Origin of the sequence: Enterobacter cloacae complex sp. P6RS (assembly GCF_014982245.1) — a bacterium.
GTDB classification, from domain to species: domain Bacteria; phylum Pseudomonadota; class Gammaproteobacteria; order Enterobacterales; family Enterobacteriaceae; genus Enterobacter; species Enterobacter bugandensis.
Genome location: NZ_JADCLB010000003.1, coordinates 124,678 through 137,272 on the forward strand (window position 1 = coordinate 124,678; position 12,595 = coordinate 137,272).

Annotated in this window: 7 protein-coding genes and 1 pseudogene; 4 read left to right on the forward strand and 4 right to left on the reverse strand. The window is 56.8% G+C overall.

The features are described from left to right. The first annotated feature begins 56 nt into the window (after positions 1-56). From INF73_RS01615 to INF73_RS22240, 3 genes and pseudogenes are all read left to right on the forward strand, one after another. On the forward strand, positions 57-1,205 hold the full coding sequence (locus INF73_RS01615; RefSeq protein ID WP_193541306.1) for an efflux RND transporter periplasmic adaptor subunit: 1,149 nt from the start codon (positions 57-59) through the stop codon (positions 1,203-1,205). Further along, on the forward strand, positions 1,202-4,279 hold the full coding sequence (locus INF73_RS01620) for an efflux RND transporter permease subunit (RefSeq protein ID WP_193541309.1): 3,078 nt from the start codon (positions 1,202-1,204) through the stop codon (positions 4,277-4,279). The genes INF73_RS01615 and INF73_RS01620 overlap by 4 nt, the downstream gene beginning before the upstream one ends. Before the next feature lie 73 nt (positions 4,280-4,352). Beyond that, positions 4,353-4,535, forward strand: a pseudogene (locus INF73_RS22240) (hypothetical protein); the annotation flags it as partial. Here INF73_RS22240 and INF73_RS01625 read toward each other — a convergent pair. Continuing rightward, on the reverse strand, positions 4,469-5,353 hold the full coding sequence (locus tag INF73_RS01625; RefSeq protein ID WP_193541311.1) for a LysR family transcriptional regulator: 885 nt from the start codon (positions 5,351-5,353) through the stop codon (positions 4,469-4,471). The pseudogene INF73_RS22240 and the gene INF73_RS01625 sit on opposite strands and share 67 nt — an antisense overlap. A 136-nt stretch (positions 5,354-5,489) precedes the next feature. Between INF73_RS01625 and INF73_RS01630 the strand changes: the two genes are divergently transcribed. Continuing rightward, positions 5,490-6,470, forward strand: a complete 981-nt coding sequence (locus INF73_RS01630) for a nitronate monooxygenase family protein (RefSeq protein ID WP_193541313.1) — start codon at positions 5,490-5,492, stop codon at positions 6,468-6,470. A gap of 66 nt (positions 6,471-6,536) precedes the next feature. Here INF73_RS01630 and INF73_RS01635 read toward each other — a convergent pair whose 3' ends face one another. The 3 genes from INF73_RS01635 to INF73_RS01645 all read right to left on the reverse strand — a co-directional run. After that, entirely contained in the window at positions 6,537-7,088 is a 552-nt protein-coding gene (locus INF73_RS01635; RefSeq protein WP_227413020.1) for a hypothetical protein, read from the reverse strand. A 73-nt stretch (positions 7,089-7,161) separates the two neighbouring features. Continuing rightward, complete coding sequence (locus INF73_RS01640; RefSeq protein WP_193541315.1) at positions 7,162-7,698, reverse strand: hypothetical protein; 537 nt, start codon at positions 7,696-7,698, stop codon at positions 7,162-7,164. Positions 7,699-7,753: 55 nt separating this feature from the next. Continuing rightward, a partial coding sequence (locus tag INF73_RS01645) for an autotransporter adhesin BigA (RefSeq protein WP_193547277.1) occupies positions 7,754-12,595 on the reverse strand: 4,842 nt, incomplete at its 5' end.

The following is a 12,595-nucleotide window of genomic DNA, read 5'->3' on the forward strand; positions in this document are numbered from 1 at the left end:
ATCTTTCTCGACGTAGCGCGCATTTAATAACGCCCTCATCTTTATGGAGCGGCGTTATGTCAGACGAATTTGTTCTCTCCCTCCGCCACTGCCTGCACCATCTGTACGGCGTGGCGCGCACTCTTTCCTGGGTAATTTTTCTCCCTCTGGTCCTGCTCGCGCTGGTGATTTTTCCGCTCACCGGCTGCGGTGACAAACAGGAAAATAAGCCTGCCCCAGTGCGTAAGGTGCGCTACGTCGTCGTACGTACAGCCCAAACCCTCCCCGCGCTGGAAAGGACCGGTGAGATCCATGCCCGCGATGAAACGACGCTGAGCTTTCAAACCGGGGGGCGAATACTGACGCGCAGCGTTGATATTGGCGATCGGGTTAATGCCGGACAGCTGCTGGCCACACTTGAAAATACCACCGGACAAAATCAGCTCGACAGCGCAACGGCCGACTATGAAGGGGCCACAGCCTCAGCGCAGGTTGCCGCGCTTAACGTCAGCCGAATGCAAAAGCTCATGCCGACGGGCGCAATAGCCCGCACGCAACTCGACAGCGCCCGCGCGGACTGGCTTGTCGCCCGCGCGCGATTAAAAAGCAGCGAGGCCGCGTGGCGTAACGCCCGCGAAAGCCTTGGCTGGACGCGCCTTATCGCTCCACAAACCGGCACGATCACCGAGGTGAGCGCCTCTGCGGGCCAGGTTGTCAGCGCGGGACAGACGGTGCTTACGCTGGCAACCGGCGAAGCCCGCGACGTAGCGTTTGATATCGCCACGCCCGATGCGATACCGCCGCTGGATAAGGCGGAATTGCGGGTTTCCCTGCTCAGCGACCCGTCGGTACAGGCATCTGCCGTGCTGCGGGATATCACCCCGCAGGCCGATCCTCAGACCCGCACCTGGCGCGTCAGAGCCACCCTGATAAACCCGCCAGCGGCGATAGCGCTGGGTGCCAGCGTCACCGTCACCCTGCCCTCGACTGGCCCGCGAGGTTACGTCATTCCCGCATCGGCGCTGAGCCGAACAGGAGATAGACCGGCGGTGTTCGTGATTAACCCGCATTCGCAGGCGCAGCTGCGCGCGGTGGTGCCTGCCTGCTATACGGCCTCCTCGGTGATTATCGCCTCCGGCCTTGAGCCAGGCGACCGGGTGATTACGGCTGGCGTGAGCAAACTCCGTTCCGGAGAGCCGGTGGTACCCGGGGAGGTTCAGCCATGAACACGAAACCGGAAGCCAAATTTAACCTGTCCGCATGGGCGCTTAACCATCAGCAGATGGTCAGTTTCTTCATGCTGCTGATCGTGGCGATGGGCGTGTTCTGCTATGAAAAACTGCCGCGTAATGAAGATCCGGTTTTTACCATTAAAACGGCGGTCGTCTCCGCGCAGTGGCCGGGCGCGTCCGTAACGGACACCACCCGTCTGCTGACCGATACGCTTGAAAAAAAGCTGCAGGAAACGCCCTGGCTTGATTATCTCGAAAGTGAAACCCGCGCCGGGAGCACGGTTATCCATGTGAATCTCCGTGACAATACCCCACCGCAAAAGGTGCAGGACATCTGGTATCAGATCCGCAAAAAAATGCAGGACATCGCGCCGTCTTTACCGGAAGGCGTTCAGGGCCCGGCCGTGAACGACGAATTTGACGATACGTTCGGCACGATTTACGGCTTTATTCCCGACGGCTACACCTTACGGGAAGTGCGGGATCGCGTTGAGACAATACGTCGTGAGCTAGCCTCCTTGCCAGATATCGGCAAAACCACCCTGCTGGGCGAACAGCAGGATCAGATGGTTCTCGCCTTTTCTCCGGCCCGTCTGGCGGGTATGGGACTGGATATTCAGGCGGTCGCCGATGCGCTGCGGGCGCAAAACGCGGTTGTCCCAGCTGGCGTTATGCGTACCGGGCAGGAGAACATCGCGATCAAGGTCAGCGGGGCGCTCACGTCCGAAGAGAGTTTACGCGCCGTCACGCTGCACATTAACAATCGCTATATTCCGCTGACCGATATCGCCACCGTCACCCGGGAAGCCGCCGAGCCGCCGGCCCCCGCGTACCGGGTAAACGGCAAACCGGCCATCGGGCTGGCGGTGTCAATGGCGCCAACGGGCAACATGCTGCGTTTTGGCGCCGCGCTGAACGCCAGAATGACAGTCCTCAGCGCCGGGCTGCCGCACGGTATTGAGATGGTGAAAGTTGCCGATCAGTCGGCGGTGGTCAGTGACGCGGTAAGTGGTTTTGTCCGGGTGCTTATTGAAGCTGTTGTTATCGTGCTGGCGGTTTCATTTGTCTCGCTGGGTTTGCGGGCGGGGCTGGTGGTGGCTGCGGCCATTCCGCTGGTGCTCGCCATGACGTTTGCCGGCATGATGCTCGCCGGCATCGGGCTTCAGCGTATCTCGCTTGGGGCGCTGATCATTGCGCTGGGTCTGCTGGTGGATGACGCCATGATCGCCGTCGAAACGATGGTCTCCCGACTGGAAGCCGGGGATTCCCGTCGGCATGCGGCCACCCATGCATTCAAAACGACGGCCTTCCCGATGCTCACCGGAACCCTGGTGATGATTGCCGGGTTTATTCCCGTTGGTTTTGCGGCCTCCAGCGCCGGTGAATATTGTTTTTCCCTGTTTGCGGTAGTGCTGATTGCCCTGCTCTGCTCCTGGGTTGTCGCGATCCTGTTTTCGCCGCTGACGGGCACGTGGCTGCTGCCGGAGAAGGTCAGACATCGCGCGGCAGGCCCTGGAAGGATCGCACGCGGGTACGGGCGGCTTTTAGGGCTGGCGCTACGTCACCGGCTCGCCACCATGCTGATTGCGCTTTCCGCGCTGGGGCTGTCCGTGTACGGCACGACGTTTATGCAGGGTGAGTTCTTCCCCGCGTCGGACCGGCCTGAGCTGCTGGTCAGCCTGACGCTTCCGGCCAACGCGTCGCAGCCCGAAACGTTAAGAGAGGTGGAAAAGCTGGAACACGCGCTGGCCGGCAACAGCAATATCGAGCGCTACTCGACGTACGTCGGGTCAGGAGCCATCCGTTTTTACCTGCCGATGGACGTGCTGCTGGAAAATGAAAACATCGCCCAGATTGTGGTGGTGGCGAAGGATCTTCAGGCGCGGGATCGTCTGCATGGGCAGTTGAACAGGCTGCTGGCGGCGCAGTTTAGCGACATCATCACGCGCGTGTCGCCCCTGGAGCTTGGGCCGCCCGTCGGCTGGCCAATCAAATACCGGGTGAGCGGGCCTGATTATCTGCAGGTCCGGGCGCTTGCGAACCGTCTGGCCGACGCGATTGGCCAATCGCCGCTGTCGCGCGAGGTTAACCAGACGGCCGGAGAGCCGGAGAGGATCATTACTCTGAAGGTGAATCAGACGGCGGCCAGGGCGGCAGGAATATCGTCAGAAGCTCTCGCCCGCACCTTGAATACCCTCTGGTCCGGCAGCGTTGTCACCTCGGTCAGGGATAACGATCGCCTTGTCGACGTGGTACTGCGGGCCACGGACAATGAACGTCACAGCACCGCCACCCTCTCCTCGCTGACCGTTCAGGGGAATGACGGTAAAAAAATTCCGCTCAGCGCCGTCGCGACGCTGGTCTGGAGCGTGGACGATCCGGTCATCTGGCGTCGACAGCGTTTGCCTTTTATTACGGTGCAAACTGATCTCGCGCCGGGGCTGAGGGCCGAAGCGGTATCGGCGGCGCTGCGTCCGGCGATCGACACGCTGCGCGCGGAGCTGCCTGCCGGTTACAGCATAGAAGAAGGCGGCGCGGTTGCCGAATCAGATAAGGGGAACAGCTCCGTTTTTAGCGTTCTTCCGGTGACGCTTGTCATCATGTTGATGCTGCTGATGCTTCAGTTGCGCCGATATTCCCGGATGCTGCTGGCGCTTCTGATGGCCCCGTTTGGTTTACCGGGGATCGTGCTGGCTATGCTGCCCGGCGGCACGCCGATGGGATTTGTCGCGCTGCTGGGCGTCATCGCCCTGGCGGGGATGATCGTGCGTAACGCGGTGATACTGATTAGCGAGGTAGACAGTAATCTTGCTCAGGGGATGGCAAACGATGCCGCGATTGTGGCGGCCGCGGAGCATCGGGCCAGACCCATCTGTCTGACCGCCTGCGCCGCCATTCTGGGCATGATCCCGATCTCTCATCAGGTATTCTGGGGGCCAATGGCCTATGCGATTATCGGCGGGCTGCTGGTCGCGACGCTGGTAACGCTGACCGTATTACCCGCGTCGTTTAGCCTGCTGTTACAGTGGGGGGACTCAGCGCAAAGCCGCAGAAGAAAGGTGAGCTGAGGCTCAATCGTTCCCCGGCAGATTACACAGCCGTCAGCGCAAAACGGTTCCTCAGGATCCGGGGGATCTCATCCTCCGTCAGCTGCTGCGGCTAAACTGCGCAAACGAACCCACGCCTCGCCTGCTGAATGCCATGGAACAGATTGGCGCGCGGTGTCATGAACTGGCGGCTCTTCTCCGGTGGCGGTTTTACACTAAACTTTCCAGCCACTCGGTGAAGGCCCGCACCTTGCGGGAGAGATGGCGGTGTGGATAGAGAAGCGACAATTTACGATCCGGGGAGCGATGCTCCGGTAACACTTCAACCAGTTGGCCGCGGTCAATATAGGGCTGCAGAAAAAGATTCATCCCCTGTATTAACCCTAACCCGGCCAGGCCCGCCGCGATGTAGGCTTCGGAGTTATCCACGACCAGCTTGCCGGGCAGCGTTATTTCCGCAATGCCTTCTGGCGTAGTAAACGTCCAGGGTTGAATTTTTCTGCTGTTGTTATTAATCCAGTTGATGGCCTGATGTTTGTATAAATCATCCAGCGTTTCTGGCGTACCGTGTTTTGCCAGCCAGGCCGGGCTGGCACAGGTCGTGATTTTTATGTTCCCGATTTTGCGCGCGACATAGTCACCATCGTCCAGCTCCCCCACTCGCAGCACGCAGTCCAGGCCATCGCGCAGCATATCCCGACGGCGGTCAGAGCTGCTCAGTATGATGTCGATTTCAGGATGCTGCCGATAAAAATCCGGCAGGTTGGGTATGACCCTCAGCGCCGCAAAAGCGATGGGCATATCCACCCGCAACTGACCGTGTATTGCCCGGCCAGAGCCAAACGACTCCAGTAAATCGTCCGCCTGCGCCAGCAGGGGTTTACTTCGGCGATAAAACGCCTCGCCGTCCGGCGTCAGGCTAATCCGCCGCGTTGTTCTCTGCAGCAAACGCGTGCCGCTGTGCTGCTCCAGATGCTGTAACGCTTTGGTGACCGCCGGACGGTGGATCTGCAGATTTTCCGCCGCCTGGGTCAGGCTGCCCGACTCGACAATTTCAATGAAAACTCTAATCGATTCAAAGAGATTTAGTTGCATTGGTTGTCTCTTTTGCCGTCACAGGAATGTCAGGATTGTTACTTATTTTATAACAGTGATGAATCTTTTTGGCTATTTTTCCTAACAATCTTCCGCCCTACACTCTCCTCCATTCAAACGTGAGGAATGTTCTGCTATGAAAAATAACCGTATCTGTCAGATCCTGGGGATCGAAAAGCCTGTTATTCAGGGACCGTTATCCTGGCTTACTGATGCCCGTTTAGTGGCCGCGGTCAGCAATGCAGGAGGACTCGGCGTGCTCGGCCCCAACGCAGGGTTAACCGCCGATACCGCGGTCTCCACGCCGGAAGAAACCGCCGAAAAAATGCGGGAAGAAATTCGCAAAACCAAACGGCTGACCGAAAAACCCTTCGGCGTGAACCTGATCCCCACCGCCGTTAATGACGTCTGGACCGGGCCAATTCTTAAGGTGATAAAAGAGGAAGGCGTCAGGGCCGTGGTGTATACGGGCTATGGTGAAGGCAGCATTATTCCTGCGCTGTTCAATGAGTTAAAAGAGGCGGGTATCGCCATTATCTACCGCGACATCAATCCCACGCCGGAGAACACCCTTCTGGCTGAAGAAATGGGGGCAGACATTATCGTCGCCACCGGTTTTGACGAGGGCGGGACGCTACCCGCAACGGCGCTGGGTACCTTTTCCATCGTGCCGCTGATTGCCGATGCCGTGAAGCATGTTCCGGTGATGGCGGCGGGCGGTATTACCGATCGCCGCACCGCCAGAGCGGCGCATGCGTTAGGTGCGGAAGGCGTGTTTGCCGGTTCGGTCTTTATCAGTACCGTAGAAAGCCGCGTGCCGCAGGAGGTCAAAGAGAAAATTGTTGCCGCCAACGGCCTGGACCTGCTGCTTTTCCGCACCGTCCCTCACTACTATCGTTCTCTCCCCGGCAAGCTGGCGGATAAACTGGCGGCGATGGATAAAGCTGGCGCAAGCAATGAAGCGCTGGGAAAGGCGATGGGAGGATTGCGGGGCCTGCGCCTGGGCATGCTGGAAGATAACACCGATGAAGGTTATATCTCGCTCGGCACGGGGATAGGAAGTATCCGCAGCGTGAGAAGCGTGGCTGAGGTTGTCGATGCATTAACGGTTGAGTAAGCCCTTAACCCTGATGCTATGGACGCTGCACAGGAGCGGCGTCCGTAAACCGTCTTCGGCTCTTTGTCACAGATTGAGGATTGCGCGTTCTTTGACGACAGCGTCAGGGTTGACACGTTTTACCGCTGCCAGAAAAGCCGTGAAGTTATGATTCCAGAGGGTAAGATTGTTATAAAACTGCACCTGCTTTTCATCTGTACCGTCGCGGTAAATAACAATCCAGATCCGTCTGCTATTTATCTCCGTCTTCCCCGGCCCGATTTTAATGATATTTGCCAGCGCAATCTTACGGATGGCGTTATTTTTAACTTCATAGAAAAACTGGTCATCATAAAACCAGGTTTTACCTGCATTCCCGCCAAATATTGAGGGGTTGGCAGATATCTTTTTCATCCCGTTACGATCTGTAATGATGCGTTTTGCCTGGCGAATGCGTCTGACAAAAAATCCTGACAGGATGAAAAGCGCAATGAGGGGCAGCACGACTGATATCATTTTTAGACTTCCGTGCATATCCCTGCCCCACAATACATTCATTTTAACGCGTGAGTATAACGCGCCGATCGTTGATAACAAGTCTTCAGCATGACTGAGCAATGTTCTCTCACGGTTTCTCAATACCCTGCCTTCTGTCTTGTTTTAACAGACCACGGGCTTTTTCTTCACCCGCAGCCTGTCTGATACCGGCTTCTTACTTCCCGGGTTTTACTTCTGTCACATCAGCCTCTTTCAGGCTGACCTCCGGCAGGTCCGCAAAACTTAACGAATGATGCTTCAGGCGTCCAGACATCTGCTCTGTTATATCCATTGTTTCAGAAACAGCCAGTGCCCCCTGTAGAGGCATAATCGCAACCAGTCCCTCTTCACTCACCATCTGCCTGGCCTGCGAACTGAGCGCGTTCATTACTACCTGTCTCGCCTGTAATCTTTCTGCCTGCCACTGAGCATTAATAAGGCGGCTGTCATCCTGCATCGCCTGAGTTTTTACGGCATCTTCCATCGTTTCATACCGCGAGCGGGCCAGCTCTGCACCGGTATCGAGACGGGCCTTCACGGCCTGCAGGTGCAGTTGCTCCTGCCCCAGCAGCCCTGAGTCCTGCAGCACTTTATCGATGTTGACGTACTTAATCACGGAAGCTCCTTTTTCGCTCTCATTGCATCCTGTCAGCAGGCTCATCAACAGCACGGTTGCAGCCAGAGATGCCCATTTACTTTTTGATTTCATCATCTTTAATTCCTTACATTCGCCGGGCGGTATGTGCCGCCCGGCATAATTCACGGCATCAGAAGCTTCGGCTGACGCTCAGACTGAACCCGTTGTCTGACGCTCCGTCTTCTTTCCACTGATAGGCCTGCGCCCCGAATGAAAGATTACGGGTCTGGTAGTTAACACCGGCCGAAAGCTGGCTATTCACGCCACCACCACGCTTACCGTCATCCACGCGGAACTGTTGCCCTTTCATCCCCTGGAGACTGGCCTTCCGCGCGCTCTGGCTGAACCCAAGATTAGGGCCGCCTTCCAGCGTTGCCTGCGCGCCCCAGCCGTTTTCACCGGCATAGTTCAGGCGCAGCCCGGCCACCGCATCCACGCTGGTTTCGTTATAGCTGTTGGTGGTCAGGTTGAAATCGCCGGCACCGCGCTCGCTGTAACCTTCAGTGATGTGATGACGCATCTTCATTCCGGCAAATGGCGAGACGGTCAGGCTGTCGTTCAGCGACATGTCTTTCACCCCTTCTGAACGGAAGGAAAGGTGTTGCTGACGACCGGAACTTTTCGCCACGCGACTGGTTCCCTCAAAGTTCAGGCTTCGGCTGCTGTCCAGCTGATGAATATCCCAGCGAAGGTTGTTATTCCAGCGGCTGTCGTCACTGAGTGGCAGGCTATGCCCGAGACCAAAGAACTGGCTGTACCCCCCGGTAAGCCCGTTATCGCCGGCGCGGTTTGCCTGGTTGCCCCCCTGCCCCTGCAGACGGGCAATACCGTAGCTGGCAGTCACGTCACCAAACCCGGTATCAAAGCGCTGAGCCAGGGACATCATGTCGTAGGAGACTTTGTTATCCATTTCAGCACGCTTATCCCCGCGGGCAACCACGTTGAAGGCCAGGCCACTGTCCGTCACCTGCGGTGCCGTATCGGCCAACTGGCTGAAGCGGTGGCCAAGCACCCGCGCCTCGCGGTTCAGGCTTTTCGCCTGCGCGCCGGAGACCTGCTGCAGCGCCTTGTTCAGGGCGGCAGCCGAGCTGACGTTCAGGCTGCTGAACAGCGCATTGCTGGTGTACCCCTTGTCCAGGGCCGTCGCGACGCTAGCCACGGAGCCGTCGGTGGCAACCGCGGCATACTCGTTTTTGGTCATGGTGACGTCGACGTTGCCGTCTGAATTTTTGCCGGCGCTGGCGTTCCAGACCACGGTCGTGGAGCCGATATTCTCCTCGCCGGTAATCTGGTTGCCCTTAAACACGTCGCTGAAGGTAACCTGACGGTCGGCTGTCCCCGCGACAAACCCGGTATCCACCGTTACGGTATTATCCAGGTGCAGGCTGTTGCCGCTCAGAGTGCCGGCACTGCCGTCGGCGTTGGTTCCAACAATATAGTTGCTGACCAGACTGGCGTTACTTTCAGCCGGAGCAACCGGCGGGGTTGTTCCACTGCCGGGAGAGCTGATATTGGGTCTGGAATAGTCATTACCCGTCTCCGTGCCCTGGGTACTGTCAGGGTGATAAATCGCGCTTCCCTCACCATAAAGATTCACTGTACCGAAGTTATAGACCGTTCCCTTAACGTTGAAGGCATATGAATTATCAGCCCAGACGTTAATCTCGCCGCCACTGTTGTTATAGAAACGGGTATTGGTTGCACTTCCTCTGATACCGGTCAGCCCGCTACCGTTGGTGCCGCTGGTTTGACCTTCCTCAGTACCTACGTTAATCACGCCATCGTTGACCATATAACGCACATTCGTCGATGAACCGCCCATGCTCACGGCTGTAGCGTCATTCCCCTGAACCGTGATTTCTCCCGCGTTGTAAAAGTGATAACCCCGATTGGCATAAACCAGATTGCCATTTAATGAGGAGTCCATAACGCCCTGAATCACGCCACTTTCCGTGTTGGCCATCCAGGCCTGACTGCTGCATGAGCTACACTCGGCCTTCATTGCCATCCAGCCATCGGTTGCCGTCAGCTTCCCTGCATTAACAATTGCCGGCGTGACGCTTCCTGAACTGATATACATCAGACTGTTTCTCGCCGCCGTTTCTGTCGTCGCTGAAACAGCGTTATAAATATGCGCGCCTTCCTGGTTGTACAGATTGGCTGCATACATACCAGCGTTTCCGGCCCCGCTTGCTATCAACGTACCGTTGTTTATCAGTCTATGAGAGGTGCTGCCACCGCCCCCCATGGAGCCATACAGCGTGCCATCATTACTAAAAATGCCCGTCATCGTGACATCACCATGAATGATCCCCGTTTCCCGGTTGACCCCGCCACTTATTTTCAGCCTCTCCGCCGTCAGCGTTCCGGCATTTTCCAGGCCAGTACTGGCACGTAATTCGCCCGAAACGGTCATCTCACCGAAGTTATGCAGCCAGCCTTTGGCCTCCAGGTCACCGTCAAAGCGAATATTCCCGTAGCTGGCTGTCTGGAGCAACGCCAGGACGTCCTGCTCGTGGACGGACACCTCGCCGGTTTTACTGATAACAGACTTGAGCAGAACGGTTCCGTCAAAGTCATGTTCGTCTGCCCCCCAGTTCGCGTTTCCCTCCTGAATTTCACTCCCGTGGAGGTTGACCGTACCGTGGTTGATGACAATCCCGTTACCTGCTGTATAAAAAGCCTGTCCGAGGTCTGTATTGATGTTGATGACGCCGTCCGTACCGTTAACGGCGACACCGTTATCAGTGGCGACCATGGCGTAGATCCAGCCCTGCTCGTCGTGGCTGCCGTCGGACTCCAGGTTGATGGTCCCCTGATTGATAGCAGTTGAAGTTCCGGCAGCGTACATCCCTGTCCCGGAGTTGGTGACCGTAAGGGTACCGGTATTAATCATCGAGCCGGAGGTACGCAAGTGCATGCCAGTGCCGCGCAGGGCCATGCTGGCCACTCTCCCGGTCCCGTTCGGAGTGTAAAGGGCCTTCTCATCCGTCGGCACTCCCTCGTTATCCAGAAAACGCTGCATGCCATCAACGGTAATCAGCCCCTCGTTCAGCAGGGTCCCCTGCTGAGCAGTCATGCCGAACGTCCCGGCGCCGGCAACGTGGATTGCCCCCCCCGCGGTATTGACGGAGGTACCCCCACCAGACAAACTCAGCGCTGCTGTCTGACCTTTGACGAAAATTTCTCCCCCCTCAGTACCAGATATTCCGCCGTTACCTTCCAGCGTCAGGAATGAAGTAATGTTGATAGTGCCTGCGTTAGCATTACTACCACTGTGAAATACTTTTCCGCCTACTATTCCTGAATCATATATGGCCTGAATATCTATCGAGCCTTCATTCAGGGCATTTCCGCCCCCATTCACAATACCCCATGCCGGTAAGACTGAAGAAGTTATCATCCCTCTGTTAATTAGAGTATTCCCTTCACCAATGTAGAATACTGAATGGCCTGTTTGCTCCACTCCAGTGAGAACATCGTTCGCAACAGTAATATCGAGGACTGAATTTTCGCCAAGGATAACCGTGTTCCCGCCACCACCTACCAACCCGAGTCTACGACCACCATCATTGATAACGCCCTCTATATTATATTTACTTTGACCGTTAATCAGGATGGTGTTGTCATTTCCCTCCACCACAAAGCCATAGTGGCCTCCGTAATTTCGTCTATCTTCAATGACATGAGAAAAATCAATGCCGCCATTTACCTCGAGAATATTGTTATTCCCCGTAATTTGCAGACCACGCTGGTCATCCTGGCTGCCGGCTGAATAAATATAGCCCTCGTAATGCTTAACCAGCGAGCCATCGATGACAATCCGGTTATCGCTCCCGGTGATATCCACGCCGGTCAGCCGGGTCGGATTCTCGCTGTCCGTCGTTCCCCGGGTGGTATCCACCACCCGGACGTCGCCTGCAATCTGCAGCGTGCCGTTGCTACCCGAGATCAGTACCCCCGTGGCTGAGGTGCGGTTCTCCCGCGCTTCGGCCGTGACTGTACCGTCCAGCACCACACTAAACCCGTCACCACTTAACGACGCCCCTGTGCCGTAGTCCGTGACGTAAATACTGCCCTGGTTGCTCACCTCCGCATTCAGGCCGCTGACCAGAATTCCAACAGAGTCCGCATCGCGGACTGTGATAGTGCCGCGGTTACTCACAAAGGTGTTATTACCGGAGGCATTCACGCCGGTCGCGCCGCCAGTGACCAGCATATCGCCGTTCAGCGCAACGTTACTGTTATCTCCGCTGATGGCGATACCGGTACCGCCGTCCGCCACGGTCAGGTCACCGCTCTGCTCAACGCTGCTGTTATTGCCGTCGATAACAACACCTGCCGAGCCTTCTCCGCTGACGTTAGTATTACCTGTGTTGCTGACCGTGCCGTTATCACCCGAAATAACCGTGCCGCTGCCGCCACCGCTGATTTCTGCATTTCCCGTGTTCGTGACATTCGCATCGTTGCCGGTAATTACCGTGCCGGCACCACCGTCCGTCACGTTCAGATCACCGGCCTGCTCCACATTGCCGTTATCGCCATTAATCACAGTGCCAGCGGAACCTTCTCCGCTGACGGAAGTGTCACCACTGTTCGAAACGTTAGCATCATTACCGTTAACGACTGTGCCGGTCCCACCGGCCTCCACTTCCGTGCTTCCTTCATTAATGACGTTAGCCCCGCTGCCATTAACCTCCAGCCCGACAGAGCCCTCCCCGCCAACGCTGACGTCGCCGGTGCTGGTCGTGGTGGTATCTTTGCCATCGACAACCGTGCCTTTGCCTCCTTCCGTAACGTCGGTGTCGCCGCTGATCGTGTTATCTGTATTGTTACCGGTTACAAGGTTACCTATCTCACCGGCACCGGCACTGGTGTCCTTATCGAGAGAATTTTCATTACCATCACCTTCAAGCTTGTTATCCACGTCCCAGTCAGTGTAATCGTTGTCATCGCCCGGATTCTCACCGCC

What these genes read in the sequence shown, in the direction of transcription:
- INF73_RS01625 (WP_193541311.1), bottom strand. Translation starts at nt 5,353, where the DNA reads ATGCAACTAAATCTCTTTGAATCGATTAGAGTTTTCATTGAAATTGTC.
- INF73_RS01630 (WP_193541313.1), top strand. Translation starts at nt 5,490, where the DNA reads ATGAAAAATAACCGTATCTGTCAGATCCTGGGGATCGAAAAGCCTGTT.
- INF73_RS01620 (WP_193541309.1), top strand. Translation starts at nt 1,202, where the DNA reads ATGAACACGAAACCGGAAGCCAAATTTAACCTGTCCGCATGGGCGCTT.
- INF73_RS01615 (WP_193541306.1), top strand. Translation starts at nt 57, where the DNA reads ATGTCAGACGAATTTGTTCTCTCCCTCCGCCACTGCCTGCACCATCTG.
- INF73_RS01640 (WP_193541315.1), bottom strand. Translation starts at nt 7,698, where the DNA reads ATGATGAAATCAAAAAGTAAATGGGCATCTCTGGCTGCAACCGTGCTG.